Raw genomic sequence first — 16,781 nt, 5'->3', positions numbered from 1 at the left:
ATTAAGTTTTGGGAATTTCTAAATAAAAAGTTGAACCTACATTTGGGATGCTTTCTGCCCATGTTTTTCCGTGCATTCTTTGCATCGCCTTGCTTACTAAAGCTAATCCAATTCCGGTTCCAGGAAAATCTTCTGCTCTTTGCAATCGTTGAAAGATATTAAAAATTTTATGATGATATTGCATATCAAAACCAATTCCGTTGTCTTTAACGCTAATAATCCAAGACGAGTCTGTTTCTTCAATTTCTATTTTAATAGTTGGATTGGTTTTGGCTTTAGTAAATTTAATAGCATTTTCAATCAGATTTCGAAAAGCTATTGATAAACCTTTTGTATCTGCAATAATTTTAATATCCTCTATTTTGGTATCTAATTTAAAGTAACCTGCTTTTAACTCTTCAGAGTAAATAGAAAGTATTGATTCAATAAAATCCTTGATTTTAATTTTTCCAATCTGCAACTGACTTCTTTCTAATCTAGAATAATCTAAAAGATCATCAATTATTCGGTTCATTTGATGAGTAGAACTTCTTATTTTTTCTATAAATAGCTGTGCCTCTTCTGCTAAATCTGTTTTATGAAAATCGAATAATAATTTACTATATCCATCGATTCCTCTTAATGGAGCTTTTAAATCATGTGAAACGGAATAGGAAAAAGTTTCTAATTCTTTATTAATAGTCTCGAGTTGAGCAGTACGCTGCTTCACTTTATCTTCAAGTACTAAATTAAGGTTTATAATTTCAGCTTTATTTTTTTTCTCTTCGGTAATATCAATTCCAATACCAATTTGGGTTCCATCAGCTAAGCGAAGATTACACCATTCAGAATCAATTAATGCTCCCGTTTTAGAATGAACTACAAACTCTTTCCAATCGGCAGTATAAGCCTGCATATAAGCCAATACTTCTTCTCTGTAATTTGAATCTGGATATACCATCTCCATCAAATTAATAGTTTGCAGGTCTTCTGTTTTCCAACCTATTTTTTCTTCAAACTCTTTATTCAAGTACAGTATATTTGTTCCTGGGTCATAACGAGTTAGCATAACAGGAATATTTTCGATAATGGCACTTAATATGTTTTTTTCATTCACTAAAGCTATTTCTGCTTTTTTACGATCAGTAATATCCTGTGTTATACTAAGAAATAATTCGCGTCCATTTATTTCAATGATACAAGCAGATAATAAATAATCACATATTTCTCCAGTTTTTTTTCGAAATTGAACTTCCATTTCTCGTAAAGAATCATCTGATTTTAGAAAATTTGTAAATTTCTCACGTTCATTTCCATCAACCCAAATTGGAAATTCAACAGTAGGATTTGTTATAAGTTCTTTTTTGGTATAACCAAGTGTTGAAAAAACACGATCATTTACTTCTACAATTTGTCCTTCCATAGTACTTAACGAAACCATATAAGGACTTAATCTAAACGTTTTCTTAAACTTTTCTTCCGATAATTGAAGCGCTTCATCCAAAAGTTTTCGCTGAGTTATATCAATACTCAAACCTGAAGCACCTGTTACTATATTGTCTTCAATAATAGGGTGCAGCGATGTTTGAAAATGATAAACTTCATTGTTAAATGTATACTGATGTTCAAATGTAACACTTTCTCCTTCAAAAACAGATTCAAATAATGGTATCCAATAATCAGCTTCTTCTTCTGCGAGGTTCTCAGTTGAACTCATGCCTTTTTTGAGTACAATATTGTATTCGTTATTTACAATTTTTTTATAGGCATTATTAAAAATGATATAATTAAAATCACAATCAATAGACCAAATTAAATCCTCTCGATTATCTATTATCGATCTTAAATTAGAAGCTGTTTCTTTAAAAGCCCTTTCGGTTTGTTTCAACTCAGAGATATCTCGGGTAATAGTTAAAATATGGGCTTTATTATCGATTTTAAAAAGGGCTGCAGATAAGAGTCCATTAATAACAGTTCCATTTTTTAGGTTAAACTTAGCTTCCATATTTTCAACATATCCATTTTGATCTAGAATAGAAAGCATACGTTCTCTATCTTCAGTATTATGCCATATATTTATTTCCATGGAAGTTTTTCCAATAATTTCTTCTCGAGTATAACCAGATTTTTCTAAGAAATTTTCATTAACATCTATATATTTTTTATCTTCAATATTGGAAATAGTTACAAAGTCAGGACTTGTTAAAAATATTTTTTTAAACTTTTCCTCACTTTCTTTTAAGGCCATATTTGCATTAGTCTGCTCCGTAATATTATGTGAATTATATAACAAGTATTGGCATTCACCATTCTCATTCATTACCGGACTTAAGGTTATTTCAAGCGTAAAAATTTGCCCTGAAATATCTAAACTCTCCAAAAAGTTAATGGGTTTACCTGTGTTAACTACTTCTTTATATTTAGCAATGGTAGCCTCATAATATTCATCACTTAATCCAATTGCTTCATTTAATACACGAACGGGTTTCCCTATTACATCATTCACATCAAGATCAATACCTAAAAGTTCTGTGGTTGCTAAATAGGGTTTATTAATGGCGATCACTCGAAATTCGTCTTCATCATCGGTACTAACCAATATTTGCATATCAGAATGATTGTTAAATATAAAAGAAAGTATTTTTTCATTTTTTTGTATAGATTTTTCAGCTTGTTTACGTTCTGTAATATCCCGAATAATCATGTTAGAAAACTTTACTTCATCGGTATTATTAGAAACATTATCAAAAACGGCTGATGAAATTTCTGCTTCAAAAGGAATGCGACCTTTTCGTAATAAAGTGATCTCTCCTTTTACTTTTCCATGATTTTCCCTTTCGGACATTAAAATTGCCACGCGAGGATCTGTAAAGTCTGTTAATCCTTCTCTTCCTAACTTAATAATTTCTTCTTCTGAATAGCCAAACATAGCACATGCCGCTGGATTAGCTGAATGTATGTTGCCATCTAAGCTGGTTAATAGAATAGCATCCATACTATTTTCAAAAAAAGAACGGTATTTTGTTTCGCTATCTTGAATAATTCTTTCGGCTAATTTACGCTCAGTGATGTCTCTAACAATATTTAAGAATTGTCCTTCAGCTATCATTTTAGTACTTAATTCTGTTGGAATATAACTCCCATCTTTCTTTTGGAGGCGATACTGAGTAATCAAAGTATCTCCGTTTAGAAGTTGTGCTAAGGCGCCTTCATGATCTTTACCTGCCAAATCATCACTATGAATAAATTCATAGCCTTTTAACAGTATCAATTCATCATGGCTGTAGCCCAATATCTCACAAATCTTATTGTTAAGCTCTAAGATTTCGCTTTTTTCATTCAATACCAAAATACCATCAGCCGAATTTTCGAACAAACTTTTATACTTGTTTTCACTTTTCTTTAGTATTTCTTCCGTTCTTTTATCTTCAGTTATGTCTAATAAAATACCTTGTATATAATCAGTTCCTTGAATAGTGATTTTATTTAAAGAGACTATACTATCAAAAAGTTCTCCCGTAAACTTTTTATGCAACCATTCAAAACGTTGCGGATTATTATTTAAAACATTACTTATAATTTCTTCGATTCTTTTTACAGATTCTTGACCGTCATATTGTAAGGTGGGACTAAAAAACGCTACTTTTTTTCCAACTAACTCCTCTTTGCTAAGTTTAAAATATTCAGATGCTTTTTCATTACAATCTATAAAACAGTCGCCATTTAATATAAATATCGCATCATTAGCATTGTCAAAAAGCATTTGATATTTTTTATCGCTTTTTTCTAACAATTCGTTCTGAAGCAATAGTTCATTAGTTACTTTTTCATTTTCAACTACTGTAGCCAGAAGCTTTTTATAAAAATCACCAAAACCATATATGAAAATAAGTATAACTGAAAAAATAGTAACAATAGTTAAAAGCCAGTGAAAAGGTGAACGTACTAATATATTTAAATCAACTGCAGGATCAATACTATAAGTAGAATAACCTATTGCTATAAGACTAAAAACGGAAAGTATTACTAAACTAGCATAAATAGCAAAACTACGTTTGGTAAGCGTAGAAATAATAGCCATGGCTACAATAGCCAAATAATGACCTCCATTTAATCCAAATTTGTAGAGCCCAACAAAAGAGATTAAAAGATACAATATGGTAACGGCAATAGTTTTTTGAGAATAATTAAATTGCTTTCGATAAACTGCTAATCCTAGTACTGCTATATAAACTATCGTATGAAAAATATAAATATTTTTCCATCCCATATCGAACCATCTAGATAAGGAAAGCATATAAGGAATTACAAAAAAAACAGCAGACAACACAGTTATTTTATTAATAACATCTTCTTTTACTTGTGATAGTCGTTGTTGCATACTTGAAATATATATTATGGCAATTAGTAGTTTTAAATAAATCCCTCCAATTATAATGACTTGAAAATAAGTGCTTTCGGATAAACCAAAAATACAAATAAAAACGGTATTTGCAAAGAAGAAGTAAAATAGATTATGGCTTTTTAATAGCTAAAAATTCAATAAAATTCAAAATAAATATAGGAACGCAAATGACACATATTTAATTAATTTTCACAGATTAATTTTAAAATTATAAAGATTTATCAGTATGGTATGAATTCCTTCCTCTAGTTAGAATCTCAAAATTGTGGTAAAAAACGCTGTGAGCCTTCGTGAACCTTTGTGTAAATATAAAAAATTTATAAAGATTTCTCTAATTTCTACAGATCAGTGTTCCAATAAAAACAAGTCCTTGCGAACAAAGTGAAGCAACCTTTTCAACCAACCGTAAACATAAAAAAATCCTTTCAAATCAGCGTCTGACGAAGTCAATCCGTGTCATCCGCGTTCCAACCACACAAACTAGTTTCTTTGCGAACTTTGCGAAAAACTTTGCCTCTTTGCGGTTAAACTTTCAGATATGTATTAACAATAGTATTTACAAAATTTCTAGGTAGTAAATTTATAAATTTAATTCCGTTTAAACATAAAAAACATTCCCACACCATCCTTACGGTTTCCCGTAATCGGCAAAAATAATTTTCAACAAACCAAACTTAACCAAAAAAAAACCACAAAAAACAATTAAAACACCCTTTTTTTATGATTGTTTTTGTAATCTTAAGATATTATATCTTATTGATGGTTACATAATGTACTTATGCAGCCACTATATCAAAAAGCAACAATCCTTTAGAATCCTTAGCAGGTACATAAGACGCTTCTTCTAATGTAAAAGCCTGCACTTCTAACAAATAGAACAAAGTTCCTGTGGTTTCCTTTACTTCAGGTATGTCATAACACAAAGCTAAAGTATTATGCTTCTCAAAATTCCAATCATTAGTATGTAAATCTCCAGCACCAGTGTCTAAATTAATATCCAGTACCAGCATACGCAAACCAATCCATTGCAAGTTACAAGCAGTAGTTTTTTTTACTTGTACAATCAATTGCTCCTCATCAATAGCATAATTAAACGTAAAAGAACTGTCTGGGTTAAAATCATAACCCAATAATGCCTTTTTGCCTTCTTTAGTAGCTAAAGCTGTGGCAACCGTTCGTTTTCCTTTTTCATGCAGCTTATCATTAACCAACAACGAGTGCATTTTTTTAGTAAAAGCATTTACCATATCTAACATGTTTTGTTTGGGCAAAACCTCATGCAATCTCATGCGTATTAGCTTGCACACACGAGAAACCGCTCCAAATTCAGAGGCATTCCTTTTGCAAAGGTCATACTTAGGGTTGTTTTGCAAACCATCAGCCGTAAAACCACTTTTTGCCCTAATAATTAAAGCATTATCTAAAGGGTAAGTCACAAAGCCCTCTATTTTAGGTAGTCGTTTGCCTTCATAAGAGATTATTCTTGCCATTTTACAGTTCAAATTAACATTAATTATCTAACAATTTTTTAGCCTTTTATTCTGTATTACAATAGTAAAACCAGTCATTAAAAAATGAAAACCAGCCTAAACATACCAAACGCAAAACCAAACCAAAATAGTATAAACATATACCATCCCTTGGGCTTCCCTTTTACTTTACATAGTAGTAACGCCCACTTAAAACCTAGGTTGTAGTACCTAAACTTAAACTTGACTGTAAAGTAAATAAAAAAAACAATCCTAAAAACGGGTATAAATACCTGTTTTTGGATTGTTTTTTAATAGAGTTATAGATGTTGTGACACTTTTATTAAAAAAAAATAGTTTGTCACAGAAAGTGTGACTCTTTTGAAATAATTTTAAAAAGTGTTACAAAAAAAAACAAGAAATAGAAAAGTTCTACTTCTTGTTTTGTTATAATAATCCACTGAAGACTAATAACTAATAAGAAATCAAAGCCAACAGCTGCTTTTCAAACCTAACCTTAGGCAAATACTGATCTTCAATAGCCTTTACAAACGGAATAGGACTATCTAAACTCGCTACACGTTGCACAGGAGCATCTAAAGATTCAAAACAGTTTTCCATAAGTAAAGCAGAAATATCACTAGCAATTCCACCAAACATAGTATCTTCTTGCAGAATAATACACTTGCCTGTCTTTCTAACTGACTTAAATATAGTTTCGGTATCTAAAGGTTGTAAACTTCTTAAATCAATTACATCAGCCTTAATTTCAGGGTGTTTGTCTAAAGTAGCTAAAGCCCAATGCACTCCAGCACCAAAAGAAATAACGGTTACATCAGTTCCTTCTTTAAGCATAGCTGCTTTTCCAAAAGGAATCGTATAATAATCTTTAGGCACATCTTGCGTAATGCTTCTGTATAATTGTTTGTGTTCAAAATACAATACAGGATTAGGATCATTAATCGCTGTGTTCAATAACCCTTTCGCATCATAAGGAAAAGCTGGATAAACCACCTTTAAACCTGGTGTTTTGGTAAACCATGCTTCATTAGTCTGCGAATGAAAAGGTCCTGCTTGAGTACCACCACCACAAGGCATACGCACTACTACATCGGCTTTTTCATTCCAACGGTAATGTTGTTTAGCCAATAAATTCACAATAGGATTAAAGCCTGAAGATACAAAATCAGCAAACTGCATTTCCATAATCGCTTTGTGCCCATTAATAGAAAGTCCATTAGCAGCCGAAACTACAGCACTTTCACATATAGGAGTATTTCGGACTCTTTCTTTTCCAAAAGCTTCCACAAAACCGTCTGTTATCTTAAAAGCACCACCATACTCAGCAATGTCTTGTCCCATTATCACCAAGTTAGGATGACGTTTCATAGATTGCTTCAAACTAGAAGATATAGCATCAATAAAACGAATATTCTCTTTTGCTTCACTTGGCGTAAACTCCTCAAAGTCATACGGTTTGTATACATCATTTAACTCTTCACTTAACACGGCTGTAAAGTCAGGTTCAGCTTGAGTTTTTGCCCAATGTTCATCAATTTCAGCTTTAATATCCGCTTTAAAATTAGCATCATCTTCTTCATTGATAGCCGAAATACCAAGCAAGTATTCTTTAAAATTAGCAATAGGATCCTTAACGGCCCACATATCCATCAACTCTTGTGGAACGTATTTTGTACCACTAGCCTCTTCATGACCACGCATTCTAAAAGTCTTAAACTCCAACAACACAGGTCTTGGATTATCCACCATAGATGCTTTTAATTCAGCAATCTTAGTATAAACTTCCAATATATTATTTCCATCAATAATGTGACTTTCCATGCCATAACCAACACCCTTATCAGCTAAGTTCTCACAACGATATTGCTCATTTGTTGGTGTCGAAAGACCGTATCCATTGTTTTCTATGACAAAAAGTACAGGTAATTCCCATACAGCAGCAATGTTTAAGGCTTCATGAAAGTCTCCTTCAGAAGTAGCTCCTTCTCCAGTAAATACTGCGGTTACTTTTCCGTTTTTCTTTAGTTTATTGGCTAATGCAATTCCATCAGCAACACCCATTTGCGGACCAAGGTGCGATATCATCCCAATAATCTTGAATTCTTGTGTTCCAAAGTGAAAACTTCGGTCTCTTCCTTTCGTAAACCCTGATTTCTTCCCTTGCCATTGTGAGAATAATCTATGTAATGGAATATCTCTTCCTGTAAAAACACCTAAGTTTCGGTGCATTGGCAATATATATTCATCTGAGTCTAAAGCTGCCGTAATTCCCACAGAAATAGCTTCTTGTCCTATTCCAGAAAACCATTTAGACACCTTTCCCTGACGCAATAGAATCAACATCTTCTCTTCTATAAGTCTTGGTTTTAGTAGCTTTTTGTATAAACTAACTAATGTTGCATTGGATAACTCTTTTCTATCGAAATTCATTGTAAAATGTATTTGTTTTTAAAACATCAAAAGTAATAAAAATAACAGATTTGATTCAAATTGTTATATTTTTATTTGAAAAGATTCTAACAATTGTTAATAGTTCAAAATTATTCTTACTTTTGTTTTAGATAGATACTTAAGTCTATTGTAAGTTAGTAACAATAAAGAAATACAATGCAAAAAATTCCTAGTGTTGACTTACGTGATTTCCTGTCGGATGACCCGGCACGTAAACAAAAATTTGTAAATGAAATCGGAAAAGCCTACGAAGAAATTGGATTTGTAGCATTAAAAGGTCATTTTTTAGATGACGAATTAGTTCAAGGTTTATATGGTGAAGTTCGTAACTTTTTCCAATTACCTCTTGAAACAAAAGCTAAATATGAAATTCCTGGTATTGGAGGACAACGTGGTTACGTTTCTTTCGGTAAAGAACATGCTAAAGGACGTTCTGCTGGTGATTTAAAAGAGTTTTGGCACTTTGGGCAGTATGTGGAAAAAGATTCCAAATACGCTAGTGAATATCCAGACAATGTAGAAGTAACTGAATTACCTAATTTTAATACTACGGGTAAAGAAGCTTACCAAATGTTAGAGAAAACGGGTATTTATGTACTAAGAGCCTTAGCTATATACATTGGTTTAGACGAGTTCTATTTTGATAAATACATCAAAGATGGAAATTCTATATTAAGACCAATTCATTACCCACCAATAACAGATGAACCAAAAGACGGAGCAGTAAGAGCAGCCGCACATGGTGACATCAACTTGATTACTCTATTAATGGGTGCTCAAGGAAAAGGCTTACAAGTTCAAAACCACAACGGGGATTGGATTGATGCCATGGCCGAACCAGATGAATTAATGATTAATGTAGGTGATATGTTATCAAGACATACCAACAACAAATTAAAATCAACGATCCATCAAGTAGTAAATCCAGCAAGAGAAAATTGGGGTAACTCAAGATATTCTATTCCATTCTTCATGCATCCAGTAAGCGATATGAAACTAGATGTGTTAGCAGATTGTATAAATGCTAATAATCCAAAAAAGTACGAAGACATCACCGCTGGTGAATTCCTACACGAAAGATTAGTAGAATTAGGATTGATTAAGAAATAAATTAGTAGATTACTATAGAAAATTCCAAATTCCAATTGTTTTGGGGTTTGGTTTTTTTGTTTTAATTATCATTAATAAAGATTTTGGAACACAGATTGAAGAAATTAGAGAAATTTTAAAAATCTCTTTGCGATGCTAAAAGACACTATAAATTAAATTATTTAGATTTCTTGAATTTCTTAAATCTGTGTTCCTTTTTAATTAAATTAGAAATGAAAATATTCCCTCATCAAGAATTAACAAAAAGCATCATTGGTATTTATTATGATGTTTACAATGAACTAGGTTATGGTTTTCTTGAAAAAGTCTATCATAAATCTATGCTAATTGAGTTAAACAAAAGAGGGTATATTATAGAATCTGAAAAAAAGTTAAGTGTTTATTATAAGAATGAAATTGTTGGAGAATATGTACCAGATATAATTATTAATGAATCAGTTATAGTTGAATTAAAATGTGTTGAATATCTAATTGAAACTCATGAAAATCAATTACTAAATTACCTAAAAGCAACAAAGTGTGAGGTTGGTTTAATCCTAAATTTTGGAAAAGACCCACAATTCATAAGAAAAATATTCACAAACGATTTAAAAAAACACAAATAAAAATTATATAGATTTCTCAAATTACTTTAATCTGTGTTCCAAAAATTATCATACATAGATTTTATTAATTTCTCAGATTTCTTCAATCTGTGTTCTAAAAAAAATAAAAATGAACCTAGAAGACCAACTAAAAAAACTATTCCCAGACCACGAATTTTCTAACGAACCAGAAACCGTTGAGGAAAAAGAACACGAATTATTCGTTCAAAAAGAACCAATGATTTGCAAATACGAAAAACGAAAAGGAAAAGCCACCACCATAATTTCAGGCTATGAAGGAGAAGACGAAGACTTTAAACTACTCGCCAAAGAAATAAAAAACAAATTCGCTGTTGGTGGAAGCTTCAAAGAAGGAGAAATCATCATACAAGGAGACTACCGTGATAAAATAATGAAATACCTTCAAGAAAAAGGATTTAAAACCAAACGTGTTGGAGGTTGAGAAAGTGTTCAGTAACAATAAAGTAAACACAAACCATTTTAACCTTTTAACCACATAAACTCATAAACAATGATAAAATCATCAGAATTAATTTTAAATCCAGACGGTAGCGTTTACCATTTGAATTTACATCCAGAAAACATTGCACACAATATTATCTTTGTAGGAGATCAAAATCGTGTAGAGAAAATAACCAAACACTTTGATTCAATTGAGTTTTCTACTCAAAAACGTGAATTCAAAACCCAAACCGGAATCTACAAAGGCAAAAGAATGTCAGTCATGTCAACCGGAATTGGTCCAGACAACATAGATATTGTCATGAACGAAATAGATGCTTTAGTGAACATTGATTTAAAAACGCGTAAACCCAAAGAAAACTTAGTATCCTTAAACATTGTTCGTATTGGAACTTCAGGTTCTTTGCAAGCAGATATACCTTGTGATAGCTTTGTATTGAGTCAATATGGATTAGGATTAGACAACATGCTTCGCTCGTATTTAATTGACGCTATTTCTGTTACTGAAATAGAAGATGCTTTCATAGAACATACGAATTGGGATTTAAGAAAAGGGCGTCCGTATGTAATTAAAGGAAGTGAAAAACTAGAAAAGAAATTAGAAAGCAATAAAATATTCAAAGGTTTCACTGGAACAGCTGGAGGATTTTATGGCCCACAAGGAAGAGTCTTACGTCTAGAAATTCAAGACAATGACTTGAACAAAAAAATGGATAGCTTCAACTACAAAGGAATTAAAATGACCAATCTAGAAATGGAAACAGGTGCTATTTATGGTTTAGGAAAATTATTAGGTCACGAATGTTTATCCTTAAATGCTATTATAGCCAACAGAGCAACAGGTAACTTTAGCGAAGACCCATACAAAGCTGTGGATGAATTAATCGCTTATGCATTAGACAAATTAGCTGAATAAAACTAGGAACACAATGGACAAATCATCTAAAAACCTTTTAAACTCAGACAAACAACATCAATTAAAACTTCAAAAAATAGTGCAACAAACTATTGATGAAGAAAAACTAATGGTTGAAAACTTATTAAATCAACCAGAAGAAGTTATGTCAAGAGGTCAAAAGATTTCTGATAAAGTAGCTAGTTTTGGAGGAAGTTGGAAGTTTATCATTCTGTTTGCCATTATTTTATTTATTTGGATTTTGTTCAATTCCTTAGCCTTAACAAATACTTTTAAATTTGATCCCTATCCCTATATTTTAATGAATTTGATTTTATCTTGTATTGCGGCTTTACAAGCGCCAATCATCATGATGAGTCAAAATCGTCAAGAAGAAAAAGATAGAAAACGTAGTGAAAACGACTATTTAATTAACTTGAAAGCCGAATTGGAATTAAGAAGTTTGCATCAAAAAATAGATTTATTATTGGAAGAACAAATTCAGATGCTAATAAAAAGTCAAGCCGAACAAATGGAAATACTTAAAAAGTTACAAAAAAATAGCATTCCTAAATAATGAAATTCAGATTTGCCAGACATACCAATGATTTAGATAAAATTAAAACATTTTACACAACTGTTTTGGGTTTTGAAGTCTTAGGTAGTTTTGAAGATCATGATTCTTATGATGGATTATTTTTAGGCAAACCCAATTTAGATTGGCATTTAGAATTTACAAAATCAGATGAAACTGTAGATTTTAATTATAATGAAGATGATATTTTAGTCTTTTATCCTAATACTATTATTGAGTATAATCAATTGATTGAAAATATATTAAAAAATTCTATTGAAATAATTACTTCAAAAAATCCTTATTGGAATGAAAATGGTAAAATGATTTTCGATCCAGATGGTTTTAGAATAGTAATTTCAAATATAAAAATAGAAGGAACACAGATTTAAGAATTAGAATAATTTTAAAGATTTCTCTAATTTTTTTAATTTGTGTTCCAAAAAAAAATATAATCTAATGGATTTAATACTAGAAACAGAAAGATTACTACTAAGAGAAATGCGTCACGAAGATGCAGAAGCTTTATTTGCTATGGATTCCAATCCAAATGTTCATACTTATTTATGGCAAAAACCATATACAAATATTGATGATATTCATACGTATATTGAAATGGTTAGAAAGCAATATGAAAGAAATAACATTGGACGTTTCGCTACAATAATTAAAGAAACAAACGAGTTAATTGGTTGGACAGGCATCAAATACGTAGATGATCACGTAGAAAACGGAAAAACTAATTTCTATGATTATGGCTATCGTTTAAACGAAAAACATTGGAACAAAGGATACACAACGGAAGCGTCAAAAGCTTGGTTAGACTATGGTTTTAACCAAATGAACATTAAAGAAATGAATGCCTACACCCATTTTGACAATGGAGCATCCAATCATGTCTTACAAAAAGTAGGGTTTAATTTTATGGAAGATTATCCAGATGAACATGGTGCGATTTGGAAATGGTGGCAGTTGATAAATAGTGTTCAGTAATCAGTGTTAAGTTGACAGTTTACTGCTGAATTGCTGTTCGGCTTCAGCCAGCGGTTTATTAAAATTAATAAAAAACAATTATGAAAAAAATAATATTGTATTTCAGTTGCATCTTTTTCTTTATAAATTGTAGTAATGAAAAAGATGAAGATGTAATTGTTCCAGTAGAAACTAGAAATTTCTACATGGGTGTAACCCCTTGGCCTGGTAACTTTAATTTTGCCGATTTAGATATTGCTTATGATTTTATAAATAACTATTGCGATATCGTTTCCCATCATTTTGATGAAGGAATTCCTTATGAAGAAGCTTTCAATAATCAAGCGATGCCAACGGAATTGCAACAGCAAGTATTATTTAGAAATATAAAAACCAACAACGATAAGAAGGTATTACTGAGTGTTTCGGCTTTAAATTTAGATAGAAATCAAAGAGCAGCTTATTATAACACATCAACTGTCTCTGCAAACCTTCAACAACAATGGATGAATAAAGAGTTTAATGACCCAACAGTTATTACGGCTTATATCAATTATTTAAACTACTTAATTGCAGGTTTTCAGCCAGATTATATAAATTTTGGTGTAGAAAGTAATGTTGAATCCTTTGATGCTGCTGAGTTTTTAAAGTATAAAGACTTCTTGAGTCAAGTTTATGCTTCTTTAAAAAATTCACATCCTACAATTCCATTATTTATTAGTTTTATTACAGATGATTCTGTTCAAGGTTTTCAAAATGCGACTCAATTATTGCCTTACACCGATATGATTGGCCTAAGCGCTTATCCTTTTACATCAATAAACGGAAGTTTAAGTGGAGAAACTAATCCTAACACAATTATGGCTAATTATTTTGAAAAGTATATAAACATGGCTAACAAACCTTTTTGCTTTGCAGAAACAGCATATATTGCTGAGGATTTGGTCATTCCTGCTTATGGTTTAAATAAACAGGGAAATCAAGAATGGCAGAAATCTTATTTACAAAAAGTCTTAGATTTATGTCAAAACTACAATGCAGAGTTTTTAATATGGTTTTGTTCTAAAGATTATGATGAAGGAAACCTATATTTACAACAACAAGGATTATATTTTGATTTACTAGCTATTTGGCAAGATACAGGCTTGATTGATGAAAATGGCAATCAACGTCTTTCTTATGAATTATGGGAAAATTGGTCTTTAAAAACTAAAAATTAAAATCTAATAAAACTAGTATCGAAAGATACTGAAATAAATTCAGCATAAAATGAAATCGAAGATTCACGAATACAAAAAATAACAATAAAAAAGCATGAATAAAACAATAAAAATAGCAGGTGTACCCGAACATTTCAATTTTCCTTGGCACATGTGCATTGAAGATGGAGAATTTGAAGAAGTAGGAATCAACCTAGAATGGACAGATGTTCCCGAAGGAACTGGCAAAATGTGCCAAATGCTTCGTGATGGGGAAACCGATATTGCTGTAATTCTGACAGAAGGTATTGTAAAAGACATCAATGCTGGAAATGATTCTAAAATTGTTCAAGTTTACGTACAAAGTCCGTTGATTTGGGGAATTCATGTTGATTCAAAGTCAAACTACAAAGAATTAGCTGATTTAAAAGACAAAAAACCAGCTATATCACGTTTGGGTTCAGGTTCTCATTTAATGAGTATTGTGAATGCTAACAATCAAAACTGGGCCACTTCTACCCTACAATTCGAAATCGTGAATACAATTGATGGTGCAGTTGAAGCTTTATCTACTGGAAAAGCAGATTACTTTATGTGGGAACGATTCATGACAAAACCATTAGTTGACAACGGGACTTTCAGAAGAATTGCAGATTGTCCAACTCCTTGGCCCTGTTTTGTGATTGCTGTAAGAAATGAAGTTTTACAAAAACATCCCAATACAATTGCTCAAATTCTGGAAATTATTAACATGACTACAGAAGAATTTAAAATAATTCCAAGTATTGACAGAACTTTAGCGTCCAAGTACGATCAAAAAATTGAAGATATTCAAGAATGGTTAGCATTAACTCAGTGGTCTCAAAAGAATTTAGACGAAAAAATGTTAAACAAAATTCAAAATCAACTGTTTGACCTCAAAATTATAGATAAAAAAGGTACTTTTGCTGAAATTGTAAAAGCCTTGTAGCTTTTTGCACTTTTAGAAATTTATGTTAGAAAAAGTAAAACAATATTATAATAATTTAGAACCCTATTTACACGTCAAAAAACCGTGGGATTCTATTATTATACTTGTTTTAAATATTCTAATTGCCATTCCTTTATTTATCATTTTGCATCAAAATTTAATTGATTTAGAATGGCCATTTCAGCTTGATAGAATGCTAATTTTTATTATTTTATTAGCCATTATTCAATTGTTTCTAAGAATGTTAAGGAGAGTTACTTTAATTAGTATTTTACTTTATTTATTGTTCTTAATTTATGGTGGTATTTTTGGAGATTATGGTTTTAATCGTGTTTTTGAAGATTATAAAGCCATGCTTTTTGCCATGCAAAACAACCCTAATCCTCAAGACATAATTATTTCCAAATTATTGCCTTTTCCAAATAAATCCAAAGTAATTGCTGCAGTAGAATTTACAAATCCAAAAGTCAGAAATTTTGCACTATACGCTACAACCAAACATTTTTCAGATTTTAAAACCAATGAGAAAAATAGAAAAATGGTTCAATGTTTTGCCGTTTTTAAAGAAATTAAAAACCGTTGGAATTACGTAAATGACCCAATCGGACGAGAATATATTGCCCGAGCAAGTGAATCTTTACAGCATTTTTCTGGAGATTGTGATGATCATGCGATTCTAATGGCAGCTTGTATTAGAGCTATAGGAGGAACACCAAGATTAATTCACACTGGTGGGCATATCTATCCAGAAATGTTAATTGGTTCTAAAGCTGATTTAGAATTGGCTATTTTATTGATTAAAGACAACCTTTTTGTAAAAGAAAGTGAAGGAAAACAAATTCATTATCATTATGATGAACGTGGACAATATTGGTTAAACCTAGATTATACTGCAAGATATCCAGGTGGTCCTTTTATGAGTGAAGAAATATTAGGAGCATTAACTTTTGATTAAAACCATTCAATTGGCTTCTTTCCTATTTTTTTTAAATATTCATTTGTTTGACTAAAGTGTTTGTTTCCAAACCATTTTTTATGTGAATGAGCAAATGAGGGATGACCACATTCTAAAACTAAGTGCTTTGACTTATCAATTTTAGCTCCTTTTTTTTGAGCAAAAGCTCCCCAAAGTAAAAAAACAACATGTTCTTTTTCATCAGAAATCATGCGAATAACTTCATCTGTAAAAGTATTCCATTTTAAGTGTTTATGGCTATTTGGAGTATCTTTTCTAACCGTTAATGATGCGTTTAACATCAAAACTCCTTGGTCAGCCCAGTGGTCAAGATTTCCATTAGTTGGCATAAAAATTGAGTCTAAATCTGAAGCTATCTCTCTATGAATATTTCTCAAGGAAGGAGGAATTTTAACCTCATTATTCACAGAAAAACATAATCCATTAGCTTCTCCTTGTCCGTGATAAGGATCTTGACCAATGATAACGACTTTTACATCTTCAAAAGAACAAGAATTGAATGCATTAAAAATTAGTTCTTTTGGTGGAAAACAAATATTCTCTTCATATTCATTTTCAACTTGAAACATTAATTCTTTGAAATAGTCTTTTTGAAACTCTTCTTTTAGTTTTTCTTGCCAAGAATTGGAAATATTGTTTAACATACCTTAAATTTTACCAAAAATATGAATTTTAGAATAAATTACATTTGAA

General features: G+C 31.2%; 14 protein-coding genes. 10 read left to right on the top strand and 4 right to left on the bottom strand.

Annotation, left to right across the window (positions count from 1 at the left end; genetic code table 11):
• Position 1: 1 nt before the first annotated feature.
• From G507_RS17170 to G507_RS0100865, 3 genes are all read right to left on the bottom strand, one after another.
• Positions 2-4,360, bottom strand: coding sequence for a PAS domain-containing sensor histidine kinase (locus G507_RS17170; RefSeq protein WP_051191439.1), 4,359 nt, complete (start codon positions 4,358-4,360; stop codon positions 2-4).
• An 800-nt stretch (positions 4,361-5,160) separates the two neighbouring features.
• A complete protein-coding gene (locus G507_RS0100870) occupies positions 5,161-5,820 on the bottom strand; it encodes a hypothetical protein (protein ID WP_157496450.1) in 660 nt (219 codons plus the stop codon).
• Positions 5,821-6,327: 507 nt separating this feature from the next.
• On the bottom strand, positions 6,328-8,304 hold the full coding sequence (locus tag G507_RS0100865) for an alpha-ketoacid dehydrogenase subunit alpha/beta (RefSeq protein WP_026715706.1): 1,977 nt from the start codon (positions 8,302-8,304) through the stop codon (positions 6,328-6,330).
• Between the two features lie 177 nt (positions 8,305-8,481).
• Between G507_RS0100865 and G507_RS0100860 the strand changes: the two genes are divergently transcribed.
• From G507_RS0100860 to G507_RS0100815, 10 genes are all read left to right on the top strand, one after another.
• A complete protein-coding gene (locus tag G507_RS0100860) occupies positions 8,482-9,435 on the top strand; it encodes an isopenicillin N synthase family dioxygenase (RefSeq protein ID WP_026715705.1) in 954 nt (317 codons plus the stop codon).
• 212 nt (positions 9,436-9,647) lie between these two features.
• Positions 9,648-10,040: a GxxExxY protein gene (locus G507_RS0100855; protein ID WP_026715704.1), complete on the top strand. Its 393-nt coding sequence runs from the start codon at positions 9,648-9,650 to the stop codon at positions 10,038-10,040.
• Positions 10,041-10,149: 109 nt separating this feature from the next.
• Positions 10,150-10,482, top strand: coding sequence for a translation initiation factor (locus G507_RS0100850; RefSeq protein ID WP_026715703.1), 333 nt, complete (start codon positions 10,150-10,152; stop codon positions 10,480-10,482).
• 69 nt (positions 10,483-10,551) lie between these two features.
• Complete coding sequence (locus G507_RS0100845; protein WP_026715702.1) at positions 10,552-11,418, top strand: nucleoside phosphorylase; 867 nt, start codon at positions 10,552-10,554, stop codon at positions 11,416-11,418.
• 13 nt (positions 11,419-11,431) lie between these two features.
• Positions 11,432-11,974 carry a DUF1003 domain-containing protein gene (locus tag G507_RS0100840; RefSeq protein WP_026715701.1) on the top strand — a complete coding sequence of 181 codons (543 nt, stop codon included), beginning with the start codon at positions 11,432-11,434 and terminating at the stop codon, positions 11,972-11,974.
• Positions 11,974-12,363, top strand: a complete 390-nt coding sequence (locus G507_RS0100835; protein ID WP_026715700.1) for a VOC family protein — start codon at positions 11,974-11,976, stop codon at positions 12,361-12,363. Before G507_RS0100840 ends, G507_RS0100835 begins: the two co-directional genes overlap by 1 nt.
• Before the next feature lie 67 nt (positions 12,364-12,430).
• The gene (locus tag G507_RS0100830; RefSeq protein ID WP_026715699.1) at positions 12,431-12,964 is read left to right on the top strand and encodes a GNAT family N-acetyltransferase; all 534 of its coding nucleotides are present in this window, start codon (positions 12,431-12,433) and stop codon (positions 12,962-12,964) included.
• A gap of 80 nt (positions 12,965-13,044) precedes the next feature.
• Positions 13,045-14,163, top strand: coding sequence for a hypothetical protein (locus G507_RS0100825; protein WP_026715698.1), 1,119 nt, complete (start codon positions 13,045-13,047; stop codon positions 14,161-14,163).
• A 94-nt stretch (positions 14,164-14,257) separates the two neighbouring features.
• A complete protein-coding gene (locus G507_RS0100820; protein WP_026715697.1) occupies positions 14,258-15,112 on the top strand; it encodes a substrate-binding domain-containing protein in 855 nt (284 codons plus the stop codon).
• Positions 15,113-15,134: 22 nt separating this feature from the next.
• The gene (locus G507_RS0100815; protein WP_026715696.1) at positions 15,135-16,067 is read left to right on the top strand and encodes a transglutaminase-like domain-containing protein; all 933 of its coding nucleotides are present in this window, start codon (positions 15,135-15,137) and stop codon (positions 16,065-16,067) included.
• Here the strand turns inward: G507_RS0100815 and ung are convergent.
• Entirely contained in the window at positions 16,064-16,732 is a 669-nt protein-coding gene (ung, locus tag G507_RS0100810; RefSeq protein WP_026715695.1) for a uracil-DNA glycosylase, read from the bottom strand. The two genes, G507_RS0100815 and ung, sit on opposite strands and share 4 nt — an antisense overlap.
• Between the last annotated feature and the right edge of the window lie 49 nt (positions 16,733-16,781).

Source organism: Flavobacterium gelidilacus DSM 15343 (assembly GCF_000422685.1).
Classification (GTDB): Bacteria; Bacteroidota; Bacteroidia; order Flavobacteriales; family Flavobacteriaceae; genus Flavobacterium; species Flavobacterium gelidilacus.
Note: the sequence above shows the minus strand (reverse complement) of the source record. Positions and strands in the feature narration are given on the sequence as shown.

Excerpts from the sequence above, each read along its gene's own strand:
- G507_RS17170 (WP_051191439.1), bottom strand. The coding sequence starts at position 4,360 with ATGCAACAACGACTATCACAAGTAAAAGAAGATGTTATTAATAAAATA.
- G507_RS0100865 (WP_026715706.1), bottom strand. The coding sequence starts at position 8,304 with ATGAATTTCGATAGAAAAGAGTTATCCAATGCAACATTAGTTAGTTTA.
- G507_RS0100860 (WP_026715705.1), top strand. The coding sequence starts at position 8,482 with ATGCAAAAAATTCCTAGTGTTGACTTACGTGATTTCCTGTCGGATGAC.
- G507_RS0100855 (WP_026715704.1), top strand. The coding sequence starts at position 9,648 with ATGAAAATATTCCCTCATCAAGAATTAACAAAAAGCATCATTGGTATT.
- G507_RS0100850 (WP_026715703.1), top strand. The coding sequence starts at position 10,150 with ATGAACCTAGAAGACCAACTAAAAAAACTATTCCCAGACCACGAATTT.
- G507_RS0100845 (WP_026715702.1), top strand. The coding sequence starts at position 10,552 with ATGATAAAATCATCAGAATTAATTTTAAATCCAGACGGTAGCGTTTAC.
- G507_RS0100840 (WP_026715701.1), top strand. The coding sequence starts at position 11,432 with ATGGACAAATCATCTAAAAACCTTTTAAACTCAGACAAACAACATCAA.
- G507_RS0100835 (WP_026715700.1), top strand. The coding sequence starts at position 11,974 with ATGAAATTCAGATTTGCCAGACATACCAATGATTTAGATAAAATTAAA.
- G507_RS0100830 (WP_026715699.1), top strand. The coding sequence starts at position 12,431 with ATGGATTTAATACTAGAAACAGAAAGATTACTACTAAGAGAAATGCGT.
- G507_RS0100825 (WP_026715698.1), top strand. The coding sequence starts at position 13,045 with ATGAAAAAAATAATATTGTATTTCAGTTGCATCTTTTTCTTTATAAAT.
- G507_RS0100820 (WP_026715697.1), top strand. The coding sequence starts at position 14,258 with ATGAATAAAACAATAAAAATAGCAGGTGTACCCGAACATTTCAATTTT.
- G507_RS0100815 (WP_026715696.1), top strand. The coding sequence starts at position 15,135 with ATGTTAGAAAAAGTAAAACAATATTATAATAATTTAGAACCCTATTTA.
- ung (WP_026715695.1), bottom strand. The coding sequence starts at position 16,732 with ATGTTAAACAATATTTCCAATTCTTGGCAAGAAAAACTAAAAGAAGAG.